General features: G+C 72.2%; 16 protein-coding genes and 1 pseudogene. 9 read left to right on the top strand and 8 right to left on the bottom strand.

What is annotated here, in order from left to right:
• Positions 1 to 18 precede the first annotated feature (18 nt).
• Together ACQ86M_RS18640 and ACQ86M_RS18635 are read right to left on the bottom strand one after the other, a co-directional pair.
• Positions 19 to 963, bottom strand: a complete 945-nt coding sequence (locus ACQ86M_RS18640; RefSeq protein WP_431246533.1) for a carbohydrate ABC transporter permease — start codon at positions 961 to 963, stop codon at positions 19 to 21.
• Positions 963 to 2306 (bottom strand): ABC transporter substrate-binding protein, encoded by a 1344-nt coding sequence (locus ACQ86M_RS18635; RefSeq protein WP_431246532.1) that lies wholly within the window; start codon positions 2304 to 2306, stop codon positions 963 to 965. The genes ACQ86M_RS18640 and ACQ86M_RS18635 overlap by 1 nt, the downstream gene beginning before the upstream one ends.
• A gap of 209 nt (positions 2307 to 2515) precedes the next feature.
• Here ACQ86M_RS18635 and ACQ86M_RS18630 point away from each other — a divergent pair, with 209 nt between their 5' ends.
• Genes ACQ86M_RS18630 through iolD form a run of 5 tightly spaced genes read left to right on the top strand, consistent with a single transcriptional unit; the run spans position 2516 to position 8514 of the window.
• On the top strand, positions 2516 to 3766 hold the full coding sequence (locus tag ACQ86M_RS18630; protein ID WP_431246531.1) for an ROK family transcriptional regulator: 1251 nt from the start codon (positions 2516 to 2518) through the stop codon (positions 3764 to 3766).
• Positions 3767 to 3805: 39 nt separating this feature from the next.
• Positions 3806 to 4780 carry a 5-dehydro-2-deoxygluconokinase gene (gene iolC / locus ACQ86M_RS18625; RefSeq protein WP_431246530.1) on the top strand — a complete coding sequence of 325 codons (975 nt, stop codon included), beginning with the start codon at positions 3806 to 3808 and terminating at the stop codon, positions 4778 to 4780.
• Positions 4767 to 5711 carry a class I fructose-bisphosphate aldolase gene (locus tag ACQ86M_RS18620; RefSeq protein ID WP_431246529.1) on the top strand — a complete coding sequence of 315 codons (945 nt, stop codon included), beginning with the start codon at positions 4767 to 4769 and terminating at the stop codon, positions 5709 to 5711. The genes iolC and ACQ86M_RS18620 overlap by 14 nt, the downstream gene beginning before the upstream one ends.
• Positions 5708 to 6625: a 5-deoxy-glucuronate isomerase gene (gene iolB, locus ACQ86M_RS18615; protein WP_431246528.1), complete on the top strand. Its 918-nt coding sequence runs from the start codon at positions 5708 to 5710 to the stop codon at positions 6623 to 6625. The genes ACQ86M_RS18620 and iolB overlap by 4 nt, the downstream gene beginning before the upstream one ends.
• Positions 6626 to 6636: 11 nt before the next feature.
• Entirely contained in the window at positions 6637 to 8514 is a 1878-nt protein-coding gene (gene iolD, locus ACQ86M_RS18610) for a 3D-(3,5/4)-trihydroxycyclohexane-1,2-dione acylhydrolase (decyclizing) (RefSeq protein WP_431246527.1), read from the top strand.
• 16 nt (positions 8515 to 8530) lie between these two features.
• On the opposite strand, the gene ACQ86M_RS18605 is transcribed toward iolD, so the two are convergent.
• Positions 8531 to 9292 (bottom strand): GntR family transcriptional regulator, encoded by a 762-nt coding sequence (locus ACQ86M_RS18605; RefSeq protein ID WP_431246526.1) that lies wholly within the window; start codon positions 9290 to 9292, stop codon positions 8531 to 8533.
• An 82-nt stretch (positions 9293 to 9374) separates the two neighbouring features.
• A complete protein-coding gene (locus ACQ86M_RS18600) occupies positions 9375 to 10244 on the bottom strand; it encodes an NAD-dependent epimerase/dehydratase family protein (RefSeq protein WP_431246525.1) in 870 nt (289 codons plus the stop codon).
• A 115-nt stretch (positions 10245 to 10359) separates the two neighbouring features.
• Between ACQ86M_RS18600 and ACQ86M_RS18595 the strand changes: the two genes are divergently transcribed.
• Positions 10360 to 11181 carry an ArsR/SmtB family transcription factor gene (locus tag ACQ86M_RS18595; RefSeq protein ID WP_431246524.1) on the top strand — a complete coding sequence of 274 codons (822 nt, stop codon included), beginning with the start codon at positions 10360 to 10362 and terminating at the stop codon, positions 11179 to 11181.
• Here ACQ86M_RS18595 and ACQ86M_RS18590 read toward each other — a convergent pair.
• Together ACQ86M_RS18590 and nirD are read right to left on the bottom strand one after the other, a co-directional pair.
• Positions 11157 to 11873 carry a sirohydrochlorin chelatase gene (locus ACQ86M_RS18590; protein ID WP_431246523.1) on the bottom strand — a complete coding sequence of 239 codons (717 nt, stop codon included), beginning with the start codon at positions 11871 to 11873 and terminating at the stop codon, positions 11157 to 11159. The two genes, ACQ86M_RS18595 and ACQ86M_RS18590, sit on opposite strands and share 25 nt — an antisense overlap.
• Complete coding sequence (gene nirD / locus ACQ86M_RS18585) at positions 11870 to 12238, bottom strand: nitrite reductase small subunit NirD (protein WP_431219976.1); 369 nt, start codon at positions 12236 to 12238, stop codon at positions 11870 to 11872. Before nirD ends, ACQ86M_RS18590 begins: the two co-directional genes overlap by 4 nt.
• Positions 12239 to 12460: 222 nt before the next feature.
• On the opposite strand from nirD, the pseudogene nirB reads away from it, so the two are divergent.
• From nirB to ACQ86M_RS18570, 3 genes and pseudogenes are all read left to right on the top strand, one after another.
• Positions 12461 to 15083: pseudogene (gene nirB / locus ACQ86M_RS18580) on the top strand (nitrite reductase large subunit NirB).
• Positions 15080 to 15862: a uroporphyrinogen-III C-methyltransferase gene (gene cobA, locus ACQ86M_RS18575; RefSeq protein ID WP_431246522.1), complete on the top strand. Its 783-nt coding sequence runs from the start codon at positions 15080 to 15082 to the stop codon at positions 15860 to 15862. Before nirB ends, cobA begins: the two are co-directional and overlap by 4 nt.
• A 1-nt stretch (position 15863) precedes the next feature.
• Entirely contained in the window at positions 15864 to 16994 is a 1131-nt protein-coding gene (locus tag ACQ86M_RS18570) for a uroporphyrinogen-III synthase (RefSeq protein ID WP_431246521.1), read from the top strand.
• A 124-nt stretch (positions 16995 to 17118) separates the two neighbouring features.
• Here ACQ86M_RS18570 and ACQ86M_RS18565 read toward each other — a convergent pair whose 3' ends face one another.
• Together ACQ86M_RS18565 and ACQ86M_RS18560 are read right to left on the bottom strand one after the other, a co-directional pair.
• The gene (locus ACQ86M_RS18565; protein ID WP_431246520.1) at positions 17119 to 18696 is read right to left on the bottom strand and encodes an FAD-dependent oxidoreductase; all 1578 of its coding nucleotides are present in this window, start codon (positions 18694 to 18696) and stop codon (positions 17119 to 17121) included.
• The gene (locus ACQ86M_RS18560) at positions 18693 to 20810 is read right to left on the bottom strand and encodes a molybdopterin oxidoreductase family protein (protein WP_431246519.1); all 2118 of its coding nucleotides are present in this window, start codon (positions 20808 to 20810) and stop codon (positions 18693 to 18695) included. Before ACQ86M_RS18560 ends, ACQ86M_RS18565 begins: the two co-directional genes overlap by 4 nt.
• Positions 20811 to 20812 lie beyond the last annotated feature (2 nt).

The raw sequence follows: 20812 nt of genomic DNA, 5'->3' as shown, positions 1-20812 counted from the left end.
CTGGTCAGAGCCGTCATCTCACACCTCGACTTTCGCGAGCCGCACGTAGACGACTCCCAGGACCAGGACGATCGCGAGCAGGATCATCGATGCCGCGCTGCCGATGCCGACCTGCGAGAACTGCAGCGCGCGCTCGTAGATGTAGATCGCCGCCAGGCGGGTCTGACCGGCCGGACCGCCCTGCGTGAGGAAGTAGACCAGGCCGAAGACGCCGACGGTGCTGATCGTGGTCAGCAGCAGGTAGAGGAACACCGGGCCGCGGATGAGCGGCAGCGTGACATACCGGAACACCTGCAGGGCCCGTGCGCCGTCGATCCTCGCCGCTTCGATGAGTTCCGCCGGCACGTCCTCCAGCGCCGCCTGGAACATGATCATCGCGAAGGCGACGCCGCGCCAGATGTTGACCGTGATGATGGACACCATCGGCACCACCTGGAGCCAGTCCGTGGGGGCGGCGCCGAAGAGGCCGGTCAGCTGGTTGAGCGTGCCCGCCGCACCGTTCGACAGCACGCTGGCCCACGCGAGCGACGCCACCACCTCGGGGACCACCATCGGCATGAGGATGGCGGCGCCGAAGATGCCCTTGCCGCGCACCCACGGGCGGCTGAGCAGGATGGCCGCGACCATGCCGAGCACGGTCTGGCCGATGATCGCCGAGAAGAGCACGAACTGAGCGGTGTGCCCCAGCGACGCCAGGAAGTCCGCGCTCGTCAGCAGGTAGGAGTAGTTGTCCAGGCCGACGAACTTGGGGTCGCGTGCGGCGAAGCCGGTGAGCTGGGTGTTCGTGAAACTGAGGTAGATGCCGTAGACCGCCGGGATCACGATGAACAGCAGGATGAGCGCGACACCCGGTCCGAGGAGGATCAGGAGCAGCGGCCACGAGCGCCGTCTTCCGCGCCGCCGTGGCGACGGCGGCCGGGTGGCCGCCGTCGCCGTGACGGGTACGTCGGTGATCGAGGTCACTACTTCACCAGGTTGGGGCCGAGCAGGTCGGTGGCATCCTTGACGAACGCCTCGTAGGCCTGCTTGCCGTCGGCCTTGCCGTTGAGGATGAGCTCGGTCGAGGTGGCGATCGCCTGGGCGATCTGGTCGGAGCCGTCGCCGGTCGGCACGTAGACGCTCGAGGCGAGGTCCTTGCCGGCCTGCAGCAGCTTGGGCTCGTCGGCGTACGGCTTCACGCTCGCGAGGTCGTCGCGGGGCGCGGCCGCCCCCGAGGCGACCAGCTGGTCGGCCAGCGGCGTCCCGCTGGAGAGGTACTGCGCCAGCAGCATGGCCTCGTCCTTGTGCTGCGACTTCGCCGGGGTGGCGTAGCCGAAGCCCAGACCGCTCCAGCCGAACGGCTTGTCGCCGCTGCGGAGCGCCGGGTACTGCCAGGTGTCGACCTTGGTCGTCAGCTCGGGGATGGGGTGCGCGCCCTCGGGGCCCCAGTCGTACTTCCAGCCCCACGTGCCCTGGGCAGCGACCTGGATCTTGCCGGCCGGGAACTTGACGTACTTGGTGGGCTCCCACGGGTTCGGGTTCTCGAGGTCCTGAACCGGCAGGAGGCCCTTGGTGGTGAGCGTGCTGTAGAGGTCGAACACCGGCTGGAAGCCGCTGCTCTTCAGATCCCACTTGCCCGTCTTGAGGCTGTAGTAGTCCTTGTCCGTGCCGCCGAGGATGGGCTGGAAGCCCTCGTTCCAGGCGCCGCCGCCCCACGCCGTGCCCGCGGGAAGGACGATGGGCGTGTCACCGGTCTTCGCCTTGACCTGCTCCAGACGCGAGATGAGGTCGTCCCAGGTCTTGGGCTGGCTGGTGTCGATGCCGAGCGAGGTGAGGATGTCCTTGCGGTAGAACAGGTTCTGCACTCCCGTGTCGTGCACGAGGGCGTAGATGTGCCCGTCCTGGCGGACCATCGCCTTCTTGAACTGCGGGTAGTAGTGCTTCCAGCCGTCCCACTTGTTCAGGTAGTCGTCGATCGGGGCCAGGTAGCCCGCACCGGCGAATCCCGGGACCAGGCTGTCGCCGAGGTCGATCAGGTCGGGCGCCTGACCGGCGATGAGCTGCTGGGTGATCTTGGTCTTGAACTGGTCGTCGGTCAGGACGTCGGCCACCAGCTTGACCTTGATGTCCTTGCCCTGCTTCTTCATCGCCGCCTCGAAGCCGGGGAGCAGCTTCTTCATCGAGTCGATCCTGGTCTGCTGAAACTCCATGACCGAGATGGTCACGGGCCCACCGCTGCTGTTGTTGCCGCCGGGGGAGCAGGCGCTGAGCCCGCCCACCGCGACGATGGCGACGGCGAGGGCGGCGATCACGCGAGTGCGCTTCATTGCGGTGCCTCTCCTGCTTGCCCCGTTGGCTACTTTGCCGATTCGATGGGACAAACCTTGGTCCGAATGTTAGGACAATGTTGGATGGAGCGTCAAGCGATTCTCCCGCACGTTCTTCTCTTCCCATGCGGCACGCTGGGCCGGTGGATGAAATGCGTCGTCTGCGACTCTACTCGATGGAATAATGTTCTCAACAGAGACGGCAACGGGTGCCGGGCCGGCCGCGCGGCCGGGCAGGGAAGGGGCGAGATGCTTCGGGGCACGAATCTCCCCGCCTGGGCGACTACAACCAGGCCGTCATCCTCGACCTGATCCGTCGCGACCCCGGCGCGAGCCGTGCCGACCTGCAGCGCAGGTCGGGTCTCGCGTCGCAGACCGTGTCCAACATCGCCCGCCGGCTCATCGATGCGGGGATGATCCGCGAGAGCGAGCCGACAGAGGTCGTCCGCGGCCGGCCCAGCATCCCGCTGACGGTCAACGCCGACGGCGCGTTCGCCGTCGGCGTCCACGTCGACCCCGCCCGGCTGACCCTCGTGCTGGTGGACGTCGCCGGGCAGGTACGCCACCGTCAGCAGCTCCGGATGCCGCAGAGCGCCGGTCCCAACGAGCTGACCTCGCTCATCGCGGTGAGCACGGGCCGCCTGATCCGCGAGTTCGGGATCGACCGCGAGAAGGTGCTGGGTCTGGGCATCGCGGTGCCGGGCCCGCTCGACGTCCGGACCGGCGTCGTCCTGCGTCCGCCGCAGCTCCCGACCTGGCGCGATGTGCACCTCCGAGCCGACCTCCACGACGCCACCGGGATGCCCGTCCTCCTCGACAAGGACGTGACAGCAGCGGCTACCGCCGAGCTGCGCCACTCGGCCAGCCCCGACTTCCTGTTCCTCTACCTCGGGTCGGGCGTGGGAGCCGGCGTGGCGATCGGAGGCCAGGTACTGCGGGGCGACAGCAACAACATCGGCGAGATCGGCGACATCCTCGTGGATCCGTCGGCGGAGGACCTGGGCTGGGGCGGGCGGCGCGGCGGCCTCGCCGCGGCCTGCGTCCCCGAGGCGCTCGTGATCCAGGCCGCGCAGGCCGGGCTGCTTCCACTGCCGGATCTGCACGACTATCTCGCCCTCGACGACGCCTGCACCGCACTGTCGCAGCTCGCCCAGGACCGCGATGCGACGGCCTCCCACCTGCTGGAGCGTGCCGCCCGGCGGGTGGCCGTGGGCATCGGCGTCCTGGTCAACTTCCTCGATGTGCCGCGCGTGGTCCTCGGGGGTCCGACGTGGAGCCGGCTCAGCACGGCGTTCCTCCCGGTGCTGGAAGAGGCCGTCCACGCCGAGCTCATCGTGCCGAGGGAGTCGTTCGCGGTCGTCGGCTCGACCCTGAGCGAGCAGATCGCCGCCCAGGGAGCGGCCGAGCTGGTGATGGACCACTTCCTCGCTCCGCACGCCAGCGTCCTGTTGATGGAATGAGATTATGTTCTCTTGTCAGGACATAGTAGGGTGAGGCGCGTGAACCAGGAATCGACGGGCACCGCCTACGACGTGCTGACGATGGGCCGGGTCGGTGTCGACCTGTACCCGCTGCAAGACGGCGTCGGGCTCGAAGACGTCACCACGTTCGGGAAGTACCTCGGCGGCAGCGCCGCCAATGTGGCCGTGGCCGCCGCGCGGCACGGGCGCCGTGCCGCGCTCGTCTCGGCGACCGGCGACGACCCGTTCGGCCGCTACGTGCACCGGGAGCTGCGCCGGCTGGGGGTGTCCGACGACTTCGTCGGCATCGCGGCAGAGCTCCCGACCCCCGTGACGTTCTGCGAGATCTTCCCTCCGGACGACTTCCCGATCTACTTCTACCGGAAGCCCAAGGCGCCGGACCTCACGATCTCGGCCGACTCCCTCGACCTCGAGGCCGTCTGCGCTGCCCGCGTGTTCTGGGCGACGGTCACCGGCCTCAGCGAGGAGCCGAGCCGGGGCGCTCATCACCGCGCCTGGCAGGCCAGGGGCCGACGCGAGCTCACCGTGCTCGATCTCGACTACCGGCCGACCTTCTGGGACTCCGCGGAGCATGCGACCGCCGAGATCGCGCACGCGCTCCCCCACGTCACCGTCGCGGTCGGCAACCGGGAGGAGTGCGAGGTCGCGGTCGGCGAGACGGATCCGGTCCGGGCAGCGGATGCGCTGCTCGAGCGGGGCGTCGAACTCGCGATCGTCAAGCAGGGCCCGAAGGGCGTGCTCGCGAAGACCGCGACCGAGACGGTCGAGGTCCCGCCGTTCCCGGTCACCGTGGTCAACGGCCTCGGGGCGGGGGACGGCTTCGGCGGAGCTCTGTGCCACGGGCTCCTCGAAGGCTGGGGGCTCGAGCGCATCCTGACCTTCGCCAACGTCGCGGGTGCGATCGTCGCGTCGCGCCGGGAATGCTCGACCGCCATGCCGACCACCGCGGAAGTGGACGCCCTCCTGGTCGGGGGCGCACGTGCTGCGGGTTGACGGCCGGACGCCTCTCGCCGGCGGACGGCTGGACGAAGCCGACTTCGAACGGCTGCGGTGCGCGCGCGCGGAGGACCCCGGCCGGCTCCGCAGCATCCTCGCCTCCCGGCGACGCCGCCCGATCATCCGGGACGACGGCCGTCTCTTCATCGTGGCCGCGGACCACCCCGCCCGCGGCGCCCTGGGGATCCGGGGCGACGAGTTGGCGATGGCCGACCGGTACGACCTGCTCGACCGCCTCGCGACCGCCCTCGGACGCCCGGGGGTGGACGGTGTGCTCGGCACGCCGGACATCATCGACGATCTCGCCCTGCTCGGTCTGCTCGACGACAAGGTCGTGGTCGGCTCGATGAATCGCGGCGGCCTCCGCCATGCGACCTTCGAGATGGACGACCGCTTCACCGCGTACGACGTGGCCGGCATCGTGCGGGACGGGCTCGATTTCGCCAAGACGCTCCTGCGCATCAACTTCGCCGACGCCGGGTCGGCCGCCACGATCGAGGCGAACGCCCGTGCGGTCGACGCGGCCGTCGAGGCGCAGGTGCCGATCATGCTGGAACCGTTCATCAGCGACTGGGTGAACGGCCGGGTGGTCAACGATCTCAGCACCGACGCCGTCATCCGGTCGATCGCCATCGCCGCCGGGCTCGGGTCCAGTTCGGCCTGCACCTGGCTCAAGCTCCCGGTCGTCGCGGACATGGAACGCGTCATGGCTGCGACGACCCTCCCGACGCTGCTGCTCGGCGGTGAGGCACGGGCCGCCGAGGACGAGGTGTTCCAGCTGTGGGAGGGTGCGCTGCGCCTTCCCGGCGTGCGGGGGCTCGTCGCCGGGAGGAGCCTCATCTACCCCTCCGATCACGACGTGGCGGCCGCGGTCGACAGGGCCGCGTCGCTCGTCCACCGTTCCGACCCCGCACGGCTCACGCGATGACGCGCCGGAACGAGTGGTTCTTCCCCCGCGGCGCGCTCGCGCGGGACGGCTGGGAGTCGGTGGTCGACGCCTCCGTCCCCGGATGGCGCCACACCGGCCTCCGTGTCGCCGAGCTCTCCGCCGGCGACGAGCTGTCGCTCGGAGCGGATGGGGTTGAGCGACTGGTCGTCCCGCTCGCCGGCGCCTTCGTCGTCGATCACGACGGCGCCACGACCGGACTCGACGGACGCGCGTCGGTGTTCGCGGGCCCCACCGACGTCCTCTACCTGTCGACCGGAACCGCGGCGGCGATCCGCGGCGACGGCCGGGTCGCGGTGGCGGAGGCGCCCGCCACGGTCGCGTACCCCACCCGCCGGATCGCGCGCGAGGAGGTGCCGGTGGAGTTGCGCGGCGCCGGCCGATCGAGCCGGCAGGTGCACAACTTCGGCACCCCCGGGATGCTCTCCGCCGACCGGTTCATCGTGTGCGAGGTGATCACCCCGGCCGGGAACTGGTCGTCGTATCCGCCGCACAAGCACGACGCCCTGCACGACGGCGAGTCCCGGCTGGAGGAGATCTACTACTTCGAGAGCGCCGTCTCCCGCTCCGGTGCGCCCTCCCCGGCACCGCACCCCACCGATCCGTTCGGGCACCTGCGGACGTACTCGTCGGAGGCAGGCGAGATCGACACCCTGGCGGAGGTGCGGACCGGAGACATCGGACTCGTCCCGTACGGCTGGCACGGACCCTGCGCCGCCGCTCCCGGCTACGACCTGTACTACCTCAACGTGATGGCGGGGCCCGATCCCGAACGCGCGTGGAAGATCAGCGACGATCCGGCGCACAGCTGGGTCCGCGCCACCTGGGAGGGCCAGGACATCGACCCTCGCCTCCCCTACCTGTCACCGACCGATCGAACGGGAGACCACGGATGACGACCCGAAGGATGACCGTGAGTCAGGCTCTCGTCGAGTTCCTCGCGCACCAGTGGACGGTCGACGGCGACCACCGCGAGCGCACGATCGCGGGGACGTTCGGGATCTTCGGGCACGGCAACGTCGCCGGGGTCGGCCAGGCCCTCAAGCAGCTGGACCACGATCAGCCCGGCCTCATGCCGTACTACCAGGCCCGCAACGAGCAGGCGATGGTGCACCAGTCGGTGGGATACGCCCGGATGCGCCGGCGGCTCGGCACGATGGCGAGCGCGGCATCCGTGGGCCCGGGGGCGGCGAACATGCTGACCGGCGCCGCGCTGGCGACCGCGAACCGCCTTCCCGCGCTGCTCCTCCCGAGCGACACCTTCGCGACCCGCGTCGCCGATCCTGTGCTCCAGCAGCTGGAGCTGCCGCACGACACCGGCATCACCGTGAACGACGCGTTCCGTCCGCTCTCGCGCTTCTTCGACCGAGTCCAGCGACCGGAGCAGCTGTACCCGATCGCCCTGCAGGCGATGCGCGTGCTCACCGACCCCGCGGAGACCGGCGCCGTGACCATCGCGCTGCCGGAGGACGTGCAGGCCGAGGCGCTCGACGTTCCGCTCGCCTTCCTGCAGGACCGGGAGTGGCACCTTCGCCGTCCGCTGCCCGAGCGCGGCGCACTGGCGCGGGCCGTGACGGCCATCCGCGGGGCGACCCGTCCGCTCATCGTCGCGGGCGGCGGGGTCCTCTACTCGGGGGCGGAGGATGCGCTGCGCGAGCTGGTGGAGGCGACCGGCATCCCGGTGGGCACCACGCAGGCCGGTGGCGGCTCGCTGGTCTGGGACCACCCGCAATACCTCGGCGGCGTGGGCGCGACCGGGACCGTGCCCGCCAACCGCGCGGCGGGCGCCGCGGACGTGGTGATCGGGATCGGCACCCGGTACAGCGACTTCACCACCGCCAGCCGCACCGCGTTCCAGAACCCGGACGTCGTGTTCGTCAACATCAACGTCGCCTCCTTCGACGCCTACAAGCACGGCTCCCAGCTGCCCGTGATCGCCGACGCCCGCGAGGCGCTCGCGGCGCTCCGCGACGGCCTCGCCGGCTACCGGGTGGAGGATGCGTTCGCCGCCGAGCTGCGCCGGCTCACCGCCGAGTGGAACGACACCGTTGACACCGCGCTCGCCGGATCCGGGGCCGAGCTTCCGGGGCAGTCCGAGATCATCGGCGCCGTGCAGAGCGCGACCGACCCGCGCGACGTCGTCGTGCAGGCCGCCGGTTCGCTGCCCGGCGACCTCCACAAGCTGTGGCGGGTGCGTGACCCGCTGGGCTATCACGTCGAGTACGCGTTCTCGTGCATGGGGTACGAGATCGCCGGCGGGCTCGGCGTCAAGCGCGCCGCCCCCGACCGGGATGTCGTCGTGATGGTCGGCGACGGCTCGTACCTCATGCTCCACACCGAGCTGGTCACGGCGGTCGCCGAGGGCCTCAAGATCATCGTGGTGCTCGTGCAGAACCACGGGTACGCGTCGATCGGGCACCTCAGCGAGACGATCGGCTCCGAGCGCTACGGCACCCGCTACCGGCGGCGGGGTGCGGAGGGCGGATTCGACGGCGAGGTGCTGCCCGTCGACCTGGCCGCCAACGCGCGGAGCTACGGCGTCGACGTGATCCAGGTCGAGCCGGGGCCGGGCGCGACCGATCGCCTCCACGCCGCCGTGACCGCGGCCAAGGCATCGGACCGGACCACGCTCATCCACATCGACAGCGACCCGCTCGACTATGCCCCGGATGGGGAGGGGTGGTGGGATGTCCCGGTCGCCGAGGCGTCCACACTCCCGAGCACGCAGGCAGCGCGCGAGACCTACGAGCGGCAGCGCGCACTCCAGCGGCCGCTGCTCGGCTGACAGTCGGGCGCGGGCGTCAGCGGTTGACCAGCGTGACCTCGAACGAATAGAGGTCGGGCCGGTAGCAGTGCTGGCCGAATTCGACGGCGCGCCCCGAGTTGTCGAAGACGGTGCGCGACATGGTCAGCACGGCGCTCCCGCGCCGGATGTCCAGCAGGCCCGCCTCGTCGCCCGTCGCCTCGCGCGCGCCGATCCGCTGGTTGGCGACGCGCATCGTCACCCCACGCGAGCGGAGGAGCTGGTAGAGACCGTGTGTGGCGAGTTCCGACTCGGTGAGGTCCGCGTACTCGGTCGGCAGCGTGTTGTCCAGGATCGCGATGGGCACGCCGTCGGCAAGACGCAGCCGTCTCAGGTGCAGGGTCGGGCTGCCCCGTTCGATGTCCAGGACGGCCGCCGCGCGCTCGTCCGCGGGAACCACCGTGCAGTCCAGGATCCTGGTCTCGGGCTTCTGACCGGAGCTCTCCAGGTCCTCGTACAGGCTGCTGAGCTCGACGTTGCGCGTCACCCTGCCGTGGACGACCTGCGTCCCCACCCCGCGGCGGCGGACGAGGAGCCCCTTGTCGACGAGTTCCTGGATGGCGCGCCGGATCGTCGGGCGCGAGAGCCCGAGGCGGTGACCGAGCGCCACCTCGTTCTCCAGGCGCGCACCGGCCGGGAGGGTCTCATCCATGATCGCCTTCTCAAGGCGGCTCGCCACCTGGTAGTACATGGGAACCGGGCCCGAGCGTTCGAGATCCATGAAGAGGTCGGACGGCAGCGGATGCTCCGCTTGAACCATGAGCGCCTCCAGCGGTTCGCGAGATTGTGTTAACAATGACGCTTCGTATTGTGGCAGACAGCCGGCCCTGTCCGCCTCCGGCTCACTCGGCCGTGCGGTGGAGGAGGTGCTCCGCCTCGAACCCGAGGAGTTCGCGGGCCCCGGTCGGGTCGTAGGCTCCGCGCGCGCCGTACTCGTCCGAAGAGAACGGGACGGTGGGGTGCCACTCCGTCATGAGCTCGCCGAGGGGGCGATCGAGGAGCACATCGTCGGCAACCACGTTCACCACGGAGCAGCCCCGCACGGTGCCCGCGATCATACCGTCCACCGCCAGTTCGATCGCGCGAGCGGCGTCGCGGACGTCCAGGTAGCCCCAGAGCTCCTTCGCCAGGCTGACGGCGCTCGCGGGGTCCGCCCCTCGCTTCCGGATCGCGTCGGCGGTCTCCGTGAACGGGAAACGCATCGCGACGATCGGCAGCCCCCAGCGGCGCGAGGCCATCCGGGCGGCCGCTTCGTCGTCCTCCTTGCTCAGGGCGTACCCCTCCGTCGCGCGGAGCGGGTGGGTCTCGTCGACCGGCAGGAAGAGGGGAGGCATCAACTCGGAGGACCAGGCCATCCCCAGGATGGAGATGCTCGACGCCAGGACGACGCCCCTGACCTCGTGCTCGCCGGCCGCCTCGAGGACGGTCAGCGTCGCGAGCGAGTTTGCGAGCAGCAGTTCGCGGGCGGTGCTCCCCGTCGGCGAGGGGATGGCCGCAAGATGGACGACGGCATCCGCTCCCCGCATGAGCGAATCCATCAGAGCGGCATCCGTCGCGTCGCCGACCACCTCCGTCCCCGCCGGCAGCAGCTCGGGCGCGCGCGGGCCCGACGGCGTCCGCTCGAGGGCGACCACGTCGTGCCCGGAGCGCATCAGCCGGTCGACCGCGTACCGGCCGATGCGGCCGGAGCCGCCGGTGACGAGGATTCCCATCGTCCGCCCTTCGTCGCGTCCGTCGCGCCCATGCTATCCAGCCTTGACATGCAGCCATTCGGCTGCCTATTCTCTAGATGCAGCCGAACGGCTGCACGTTTGGAAGAATGGCGACATGCAAGGCGACGTGTTCAAGGCCCTGGCCGACCCGAGCCGCAGGCGACTGCTCGACAGCCTCCTGACCCGCTCCGGCCAGACCCTCGGCGAGCTCTGTGCGGGCCTCGACATGGCGCGTCAGTCGGTGAGCAAGCACCTCGACGTGCTCGAGCGCGCGAACCTCATCAGCACGGTGCGGCGCGGGCGGGAGAAGCTCCACTACCTGAACGCCGAGCCCATCAACGCCATCTCCGAACGGTGGATCCGTCATTTCGATCGGGATCGCCTCCAGGCCCTCTCCGATCTCAAGACAGCATTGGAGAGCAGCATCATGACCGACACCGGACAGGCCGTCACGACCGACTTCGTCTACACCACGTACATCGACGCTCCGCAAGAACTCGTGTGGCGGGCACTCACCGACCCGGCCTTCACCCGGCGCTACTGGGGAATGGAGTTCGACACCGACTGGCAGCCCGGCTCCCCGCTCGCCATCACCCACCCCGACCGGGGCGTCACCATCGCGGACGCCGCCATGGTGGTGAAAGAGGCCGAACCGTTCAGCCGGCTCTCGTACACCTGGCAGACCTACACGGACGACTTCATGGACGCGTTCGGCTACACCGACGAGTTCCGCGCCAAGGCCGCAGCCGAGCCCAACTCGACGGTCACCTACGAGCTCTCGCGCGAGCGGGACCTCACCAAGCTGGTCATCCTTCACACCGGGTTCGAGGCGGGCAGCGCCGTCCTCGGCGACATCTCCGGTGGATGGCCGCTGGTGGCCTCCTGGCTCAAGTCGTTCCTCGAGTCCGGGCGCTACGCGGAGGCGATCGACGCCTGAGGGGCCGACGCCGTTGCGAGGTCGGCGATGATCTCGACCAATTCGGGCGGCGTCGAGTCCGGGGTGAGCAGGGGGCGGGTGACCAGGTCAGCGCCCGCATCCTCTGCCAGGCCGGCGAAGTACCCCGGCGCCAGCAGGTAGGTCGCGATGAGGACGCGCGCGCCGGGATGCGCCGCCCGGGCCGCGCGCACCGCGTCCGGCACCCGAGGCGCCGCCGCCGAGATGAAGCCGACCGTCACCGGTCGCCCGATCCGAGCGGCCAGCAGCTCGCCCATCGTGCGGCAGTCCGTCACGGCCCGCGCGTCGGACGAGCCGGCCGCCGCGAGCACGACCGTGTCGGCGTCGCGCATCCCGGCCTCGTCCAGGCGCCGGACGAGCGCATCGACGAGACGGAGGTCGGGTCCGAGCGCCCCGGTCACCGTGGACGGCAGCGGCGCCGCCTCGGCGCTCTCGGCGAGGTCGACGTACACGTGATACCCGGCCGACAGCAGCAGCGGGACGATCACCGCGCGATCGGCGACGTGCGCCGCCGCCTGCAGCGCCGTCGGCACGTCCGGCTCCTCCACATCCACGTGGCACCCGATCACCGGATCCGCCAGGGCGGCACCCAACGCCTCGACCAGACGGCGCACCGCCGCCTGGCCGTCCGCCGAGGAGGTGCCGTGGGAGGCGGCGATGACGGCCGTCGTCACGCGTCCTCCAGCTCGATCTCGATGAAGCCGCCGACGATGCGGGTGCGGAAGGTCCTCAGGCAGAGCGCCGGGTCGGTGAAGCACTCGCCCGTCCCCAGGTCGTAGACCTGCTTGTGCAGCGGGGAGGCGATGGTCGGCCGGTCGCCGCGCGAGCCGATGATGCCGCGGGCCATGACGGGCGCGCCGCCGTCCGGGTCCTCGTGGGCGACGGCGTAGACCTCCCGCGGGCCGAGGAGGAAGAGCGCGATCTGCCGCATCCGGATGAGCACCGCCTCGCCCCACCACGGTTCCAGATCGTCGGTGCGGCAGGCGCGCACCCAGCCGGCCTGCCGGGCCTCGGGACGTGAGCTCTGCGTGATCGTCATGCGGCGAGCCTACGGACGGGATGTTTCCGCCGGCCTCGACCTCTGTTACTTCCCGGTGAACCGGTTCTCACACCGTCGGGGGCGCCGTGTGCGTCTCGTGTTAACGCGCGGTTACAACCGCGAAATTCGGGGGAAACGGCGCGAACGTACGCTCGAAAGGCACCGGGCGGGGGACTCTCCGCCGGTGCGGCGGCAGCCGCCAGACGAACGGAAGGGGCCCGCATGACGACCGGAGGCGCACACAGGGGACGCACGGTGATCGTGGGCGGCGGACCGGCCGCGCACCGGCTGGTGGATGCCCTGGTCTCCCGCGGCTCCTCACGCTCGATCGTCGTGCTGGCGGAGGAGCCCTACCTCCCCTACGACCGCGTGCAGCTGAGCAAGCGGCTCGCGGACGGCGACGTCGACCTCACCCTCGAACCGGCCACGCACTGGGAGGACTCGGCGGTCGAGCTCCGTGTCGGCGAGGCCGCGACGGGCATCGACCCGGCCGCGCGCACGGTCACCACCTCGACCGGCGAGGTCATCGGCTACGACGACCTGGTGCTGGCGACCGGCTCCTCGGCGCCCGTCCCGGACATCCCCGGCGGCGCGGCCTCCCGCGTCTACCGCACGATCGACGACGTGGATGCGCTGGTCGCCGAGATCGCCGACCTGCGGCGGACCCTCGGCCGGGCTCCCCGGGTCGCGGTGGCGGGCGGCGGTCTGCTCGGGCTGGAGGCGGCGGGCGGGGCGGCGGCGCTCGGCGCGGAGGCGGTCATCATCCACTCGGGCGGCTGGCTGATGTCGGCGCAGCTGGACGAGGGCGCCGGTCAGGCGCTCGGGCGGCTGATCACCGCGCGCGGCATCGATCTGCACCTCGGCACCCGCCCGCGCGACATCCTGCTGGACTCCGACGGCCGGCCGACGGGTGTCCGCTGCGCCGACGGTCGCACCGTGCCCGCCGACATCGTCGTGTTCGCGATCGGCATCCGGGCGCGCGACGAGCTGGCGAGGGGGCCGGGCTCGCGACCGTCGACCGCGGCGGGATCGTCGTCGACGAGGCCTGCCGCACCTCCGATCCCGCCATCTGGGCGATCGGCGAGGTCGCGGCGATCGACGGCCGCACGGTGGGCCTCGTGGCCCCGGCCAACGCCATGGCGGAGACCGTGGCCGACCGCCTGCTCGGCGGAGACGCGACGTTCACCACGGTCGACGACGCGACCAAGCTCAAGCTCTCCGGGGTGGATGTGGCCAGCTTCGGCGACGCCTTCGCGCGGGAGCCGGGTGCCCTGGAGATCGTCTACGCCGATCCGGCGCGCGGGCTGTACCAGAAGCTCGTGGTGAGCGACGACGCGAAGACGCTGCTCGGCGGGGTCTTCGTCGGCGACGCCTCCCCTACGCGGGCCTCCGCCCGCTGCTCGGGCGGGCGCTCGACGCCGAACCCGCCGCCTACCTCTCGGCCGCGGGCGCAGAGCCGCCCACCGGCGGCGCCCTCCCCGACGACGCCCTGGTCTGCTCCTGCAACAACGTCACGTCGGGCACGGTCCGCGAGGCGGTGGAGGGCGGCTGCCACGACCTCGGCGAGCTCAAGGCCTGCACCCGGGCCGGCACCCAGTGCGGCTCCTGCGTTCCGCTCGTCAAGAAGATCCTGGAGGCCGAGCTCACCCGCTCCGGCGCCACCGTGTCCCGCGCGCTGTGCGAGCACTTCGAGCTCTCGCGCCAGGAGCTGTTCGAGTCGATCCGCGTGCTCGGCCTGACCAGTTGGGACGAGACGGTCACGCGCCTGGGCACCGGTCGCGGCTGCGACATCTGCAAGCCCGCCGTCGGCTCCATCCTCGCCAGCCAGCACGGCGCGTACCCGCTCGACGGCGGCCGCGGCCAGCTGCAGGACACCAACGACCGCGCCCTCGCCAACATGCAGAAGGACGGCACCTACTCGGTCGTGCCGCGCATCCCCGGCGGTGAGATCACCCCGCAGAAACTCGCGGTGATCGCGCAGGTCGCGACCGACTTCGGCCTGTACACGAAGATCACCGGCGGCCAGCGGATCGACATGTTCGGCGCCCGCCTGGAGCAGCTGCCCGAGATCTGGCGCGTCCTGGTGGACGCCGGCTTCGAGTCCGGGCAGGCGTACGGCAAGGCGCTGCGCAACGTGAAGAGCTGCGTCGGCTCCACCTGGTGCCGGTACGGGGTGCAGGACTCGGTCGGGATGGCCGTGGACCTGGAGCTGCGTTACCGCGGCCTGCGGGCGCCGCACAAGTTCAAGTTCGGCGTCTCCGGCTGCGCGCGCGAGTGCGCGGAGGCGCGCGGCAAGGACGTCGGCGTGATCGCCACGGACAAGGGATGGAACCTCTACGTCGGCGGCAACGGCGGCTTCCAGCCCGCCCACGCCCAGCTGCTCGCCTCCGATCTCGACGACGAGACGCTCATCCGCTACATCGACCGCTACCTCATGTACTACATCCGGACGGCCGACCGGCTGCAGCGCACCGCCCGGTGGATGGAGGAGCTCGACGGCGGGGTCGACCACGTCCGCGAGGTGGTCGTCGAAGACTCTCTCGGGCTCGGCGCGGAGCTCGAGGCGGCGATGGCCGCGCACGTCGACACCTATGAGGACGAGTGGGCGGCGACGCTGCGCGACCCCGAGCGGTTGCGGCGCTTCCGCTCGTTCGTCAACGCGCCCGGCACGCCGGATCCGTCGGTCGCCCGGGTGGAGGAGCGGGGCCAGCTGCGCCCGGCCACCGACGAGGAGCGCGCGGCGGGAGCGGTGCTCGTCGCGGGGCCGAGCATCCCGGTCCGGCCCGGGGCGGGAAGCCCAGCTGCAGACCGCCGATCTGCAGAGAGCACAGGAGAGACGCCATGACGACGACGACCCCCGGTACCGTGACGCTCGTCGGCGGCGGCCCCGGCGATCCCGACCTGCTGACGGTCGCCGCGGTGCGCGCACTGGAGGCGGCCGACGTGGTGCTCTACGACCGGCTCGCACCGCACGACACCCTCGCCGCCCTCGCGCCTCGCGCCGAGCTCATCGACGTCGGCAAGCGCCCCGGCCACCACCCGATCCCGCAGGAGGAGATCGAGCGCCTGCTGGTCGCCCATGCGCTGGCCGGTTCCGCGGTCGTCCGGCTCAAGGGCGGCGACCCCTTCGTCTTCGGCCGCGGCGGCGAGGAGGCGGAGGCGTGCCGGCGCGCGGGCGTCCCCGTCCGCGTCGTCCCCGGCGTCACCAGCGCCATCGCGGTGCCGGCCGCGGCGGGGATCCCCGTGACGCATCGCAACATCTCCCGCCTCTTCACGGTGGTCTCGGGCCACGCGCCGCTCTCCCCCGCCGAGCTCGAGCACCTGGCCGGTCTGGGCGGCACGATCGTGATCCTGATGGGCGTCACCAACCTCCCCTCCATCACGGCGGGACTCGGCCGGTTCGGGATGGACCCCCACATGCCCGTCGCCGTCGTGGAGCGGGGATGGTCGGCTCGCCAGCGGACCACGTTCGGCGAGCTGTCCACGATCCTCACCGAGTCCGCGCGCGCCGGTGTCGGCTCGCCCGCCGTCATCGTCATAGGCGAGGTCGTCGGCCTGGCGCGTGGCGGGGACGTGGATGCGACCGCGGCGCTGACCGACGCCGCCGCGGTCGGGGGGCCGTGAGATGGGCGACGAGCGACCGGGCATCGCGCCCTTCCGTCCCGATCAGCTCGCCGGTTTCCGGATCGGCGTCACCAGCGATCGGCGTTCCGCCGACCTGATCGACGCCTTCGAACGGCGCGGGGCCAGCGTGCTCCACGCCCCGACGGTCCACATGCAGCACGCGGACGACGACGCACCCGTCATCGCGGACACCGAGCGCATCCTCGCCGCGCGACCGGATGTGCTGCTCGCCACCACGAGCTACGGGATGCGCCGCTGGTTCGAGGTCGCCGACTCGGCGGGCCTCGGCGAGGACCTGCAACGGGTGCTCGGGGAGTCCACGATCCTGGTGCGCGGACCGAAGGCCCGGGGCGCCGTGCGGGCCGCCGGGCTCGACGACGACGGCATGAGCGACGAGGAGACCACCGCATCCCTCGTCGGCAAGGTCATCGCCGAGCATCCCGCCGGCATCACCGTGGCGGTCCAGCTGCACGGGCAGGTCGACGAGGAGCAGCTGGAGCGGCTGCGCGACGCCGGCAACCGTGTCCTCACCGTCGCGCCCTACACCTGGTCGGTCGCCGGCGACGGCGACGAGCGGGTCACGCGGCTCATCGACGCCATCGCCGGGCGGCAGCTCGACTGCGTCACCTTCACAAGCGCGCCCGCGGTCGACGGCCTCTTCATCGCGGCGCTGGCCCGCGGTCGCCACACGGAGGTGGTCGACGCGCTGCAGACCGACGTGGTCGCGGCCGGCGTGGGGCCGGTGACCACCGCTCCCCTCGTCGCGGCGGGGATCGAGCCGCTCCAGCCGGACCGGTTCCGGATGGGCGCGCTGATCCGGCTGGTCTGCGAGCACCTGGAGGCGCGCTCGACCCGGCGCGTCAGCACCCGCCACGGCGAGGTCGAGCTGCGCGGCAGCCTGGCGATCGTCGGCGGGACGCCCGTGCGGCTCACCCCGGCCTCTCTCTCGCTGTTCCGCGCCCTCGTCGCCGCGAACGGCGCCGTCGTGTCCCGGAGGGAGCTCTCCTTCGCGCTGGACGGCGACACGGACGAGCACGCGATGGAGGTCTCGCTGAGCCGCCTGCGGCAGAGCCTCGGCACGCCGGGCCTCGTCGCCACCGTCGTCAAGCGCGGGTACCGCCTCGACGTCTGAGCTGCGCTGCACCCTCCCACCCTCCCCTCCCAGCCAACAATTCCTGAGTTTTTCGGGGCGAACGGGCGCTCAGACCCCGAAAAACTCAGGAATTGGCGGCTGGGGCGCGGGCGCCGGGGACGGGTCATCCGGGGACGGCTTGGGCCGCGGCGAGGAGACTCGCGATCCGGCCCTTGCAGCCGCCGCATCCGGTGCCCGCGCGCGTCTCGCGGCCGACGCACTCGACGGTGCCGCAGCCGGCCGCGACCGCCTCGCCGATGCGTCCGGCGGTGACGCCGTTGCACCAGCACACGGTCGCGTCAGGGCCGAGGGGATCCTCGACCGGCGCCTGCCCGGCGTCCGCCGCATCCAGGCGGAGCAGCGACGACGGCTCGGCGGGGAGCGCGGCCGCCCGCTCGAACAGCAGCGTCAGTTCCGCGCCCGCGCGCGGAAGGCCCACCGAGACGAACCCGGCGAGCACGCCCTCCCTCACCACCGTCTTCAGGTAGGAGGCGCGGGCCGGGTCGAGCCAGACGCTCACCTCGGCGTCCGGCTCCCACGGCTCGGCCGCGTGCTCGCCTCCCGAGACGACGTCGATGCCGGTCGCCTTGAGCATGACGGCGGTCGGGCGTTCCCGTAGCGGGACGGCCGCGTCGGCGCCCGCCGGCGCACCCGCCGCCTCGGCGCGGAACCGCCGGGCGAGCAGGGCGGCCTGCCGCCATCCCGGCCCGATCAGACCGCTGGGAGCGCCCGGGACCCGCCCGTCCGGACCCGCGTTGTCGGCGGACGCCACCTGGGCGCAGTCGCCGATCGCGAAGACGTCGGGGTCACTCCAGCTGCGCAGCTCCTCGTCGACCAGGATGCCGGCCGAGCAGGCGAGGCCCGCGGCGAGCGCGAGCTCCACGCGAGGACCCACGCCGCAGGACAGCACGAGCAGGTCGCCGGCGATGTAGGTGCCGTCGGCGCAGCCGACCCCGTCGAAGACGCGGCCGCCGGGCTCGTCGCGGAAGCCGATCGACTCGGCCCGGGCGTGCGCCGCCATGCCGACGCCGAGCTGCCGGGTCGCCCGCGCGAGCATCCGCCCGCCCGCCTCGTCGAGATTGCGGGCCATCGGGGCCGGCCCGTGGTGGACGACGACCACCTGGGCGCCGTGCTCGGCCGCCAGGAGGGCGAACTCCATCCCGAGGACGCCGGCGCCCAGCACGACGATCCGTCCGCTGCCGGCCACCACGGGCGCGACGGCCTCGGCGTCGGTCAGGTCGCGCAGGGCCACCACGCCGGCGGGAAGGGGTTTCGCGCCCTGATCCAGCGCCGGCGCGGGCGCCGCACCGCGATCGCGCCGCGCCTGCTGCAGCCCCTCGAGGGTCGGGATGTTCGCCCGGGCGCCGGTCGCGAGCACCAGCCGGTCGTAGGGCAGGACATCGCCGTCCGCCAGGACCACCTGCTGCCGCACCCGGTCGATCGTCACCACGACATCGCCGAGGCGGAGGTCGACGCCGACCCGGCGCGCCTCCTCGGTGTCCGCGACCTCCAGGCGGTCGCGGGAGGCCGCCCCGACGGCGTACTCGGCCACCAGGACGCGGTTGTAGGCGTCCTCGCGCTCGGCGCCGACCACGGCGAGGGTCGCCGTCCCGGCTGTGACCGCGGGGAGCAGCTCCTCCACGAAGCGGGCGCCGACCGGGCCGTAGCCGACGAGCACCACGCGGAGCGGCCGCCCGGTCACGCGGCCGCCTCCGCTGCCGCCGGCGCCACCGTCACCGCGGTGCGTTTGAACTCGGGCATCGCGGAGACCGGGTCGACGGCCGCCTCCGTGAGGAGGTTCGCGCACTGACGTCCGGCGAAGTGGAAGGGCAGGAAGACCGTGTCGAGCCGCATCCCACCGGTCAGCAGCGCTCGCGCGATCGCCTCGCCGCGGGCGTTGCCGACGCGCACCGGGTCGCCGTCCGCGATCCCGAGGCGGGCGGCGGTGGCGGGATGGAGCTCGGCGCGCACCTCCGGCTGCGCGGTCGCCAGCTCGGCGACGCGCCGCGTCTGCGCGCCGGACTGGTAGTGCTCCAGCAGCCTCCCCGTGATGAGGGTGAGCTCGCCCGGCTCCCGCCCGGTGACCAGTTCGCGGGCGCGCACGGGGACGAGCCGGGCGCGGCCGTCGGCGTGGCCGAAACGGTCGAGGAAGAGCCGGGGCGTCCCCGAGGAACCGACCGGATACGGCCAGTGCGCGGCGACGCCGTCCTCCAGCTGCTGGTCGAGGAGGGCGTGGCTGAGCCCCGAGTAGTCGGCGATGCCACCGGCCGACGCTCTCGCCAGCTCGTCGAACACGGCCGCCGGGTCGGTCGGCCAGGTCGAGGGCGCGTCCAGCCGGGCGGCCAGGTCGGCGAGGATGGCGAGCTCGCTGCGCACCCCGGCCGGCGGGTCGAGCGCGCGACGGCGGCGCAGGATGCGGCCCTCCAGGTTCGTCATGGTTCCCTCCTCTTCGGCCCACTGCGGCACGGGCAGCACGACGTCCGCCAGCTCGGCGGTCTCCGAGAGCACGAAGTCGCAGACGACCAGCAGGTCGAGCGCCTGCAGTCCCCGCCGGATCGCCCCGGCGTCCGGGCCCGAGACCACGACGTTCGAGCCGTGGACGAGCAGCGCGCGCACACCGTCGGGCCGACCGAGCATCCCGAGCAGCTCGACCGCGGGAACGCCCGGGCCGGGGATCGCATCCGGCTCCACACCCCACACGGCTGCGACCGCAGCCCGGGCCTCCGGGTCGGTGATCTTGCGGTACCCCGGCAGCTGATCGCATTTCTGCCCGTGCTCGCGGCCACCCTGCCCGTTGCCCTGACCGGTGAGGGTTCCGTAGCCGGATCCCGGCCGGCCGACGAGCCCGAGCACCAGCGCCAGGTTGATGGCCGCCGTGGCCGTGTCCGTCCCGTCCACGTGCTGCTCGACGCCGCGACCGGTCAGGATGTATGTGCCCCGGCCCCGCGCCAGCCGCCGGGCGACCTCCCGCAGCTGCCCGGCCGGGATGCCGGTGTGCTCCTGCACCCGCTCCGGCCACCACGCGGCGACGCTGCGGCGGACGGCGTCGAACCCGGTCGTCCGCTCGTCCAGATACGCGGTGTCGGCCAGGCCCTCGGCGAGCACGAGGTGGGTGAGCCCCAGCAGCAGCACCAGATCGGTGCCGGGCGCCGGCTGCAGGTGGATGCCCGCACCCTCGGCGGTGAGCTGCGCCGTCTGCGAGCGCCGCGGGTCGACCACCACGAGTCCACCTGCGGCGCGCGCTCCCGCCAGGTGGCCGATGAACGGCGGCATGGTCGCCGCCACGTTCGACCCGAGGAGCAGGATGGTGTCGGCGCCGTCGAGGTCGGTGACCGGGAACGGCATCCCCCGGTCCACCCCGAAGGCGCGGTTGCCGGCGGCCGCGGCCGACGCCATGCAGAAGCGGCCGTTGTAGTCGATGCGGGAGGTGCCGAGCGCGAGCCGGGCGAACTTGCCGAGCAGGTACGCCTTCTCGTTCGTCAGCCCTCCGCCGCCGAAGACGCCGACCGCATCCGCGCCGTCCTCCTGCCGGATGGCGCGCAGCCGGTCCGCCACGAGCTCGAGCGCCTCATCCCACGTGGCCGGTCGCAGTTCGCCGTCACGACGGATGAGCGGCGAGGTCAGGCGCCCCGGTGTCGCGAGCAGCTCCGCCGACGTCCAGCCCTTCTTGCACAGTCCGCCGCGGTTCGTCGGGAAGTCCCGCCCGGCCACCGTGACCGGCGCGCGGGAGGCGGCAACGGCATCCACGTCGGGGGTGGCCGTCAGCGTCATGGCGCACTGCAGCGCGCAGTAGGGGCAGTGGGTGCCGGCCGGCATGC

This window comes from Leifsonia xyli subsp. cynodontis (assembly GCF_050632205.1).
Taxonomy (GTDB): Bacteria; Actinomycetota; Actinomycetes; order Actinomycetales; family Microbacteriaceae; genus Leifsonia; species Leifsonia xyli_D.
This window is presented reverse-complemented; position numbering and strand designations above follow the sequence as displayed.

Coding starts and splice junctions, on each gene's coding strand:
- ACQ86M_RS18600 (WP_431246525.1), bottom strand. CDS start 10,244: ATGGGAATCCTCGTCACCGGCGGCTCCGGCCGCATCGGCCGGTACGCG.
- nirD (WP_431219976.1), bottom strand. CDS start 12,238: ATGACGATCACGCAGAGCTCACGTCCCGAGGCCCGGCAGGCCGGCTGG.
- ACQ86M_RS18605 (WP_431246526.1), bottom strand. CDS start 9,292: ATGGTTCAAGCGGAGCATCCGCTGCCGTCCGACCTCTTCATGGATCTC.
- ACQ86M_RS18560 (WP_431246519.1), bottom strand. CDS start 20,810: ATGCCGGCCGGCACCCACTGCCCCTACTGCGCGCTGCAGTGCGCCATG.
- iolD (WP_431246527.1), top strand. CDS start 6,637: ATGACCGTGAGTCAGGCTCTCGTCGAGTTCCTCGCGCACCAGTGGACG.
- ACQ86M_RS18595 (WP_431246524.1), top strand. CDS start 10,360: ATGCAAGGCGACGTGTTCAAGGCCCTGGCCGACCCGAGCCGCAGGCGA.
- ACQ86M_RS18570 (WP_431246521.1), top strand. CDS start 15,864: ATGGGCGACGAGCGACCGGGCATCGCGCCCTTCCGTCCCGATCAGCTC.
- iolB (WP_431246528.1), top strand. CDS start 5,708: ATGACGCGCCGGAACGAGTGGTTCTTCCCCCGCGGCGCGCTCGCGCGG.
- cobA (WP_431246522.1), top strand. CDS start 15,080: ATGACGACGACGACCCCCGGTACCGTGACGCTCGTCGGCGGCGGCCCC.
- ACQ86M_RS18635 (WP_431246532.1), bottom strand. CDS start 2,306: ATGAAGCGCACTCGCGTGATCGCCGCCCTCGCCGTCGCCATCGTCGCG.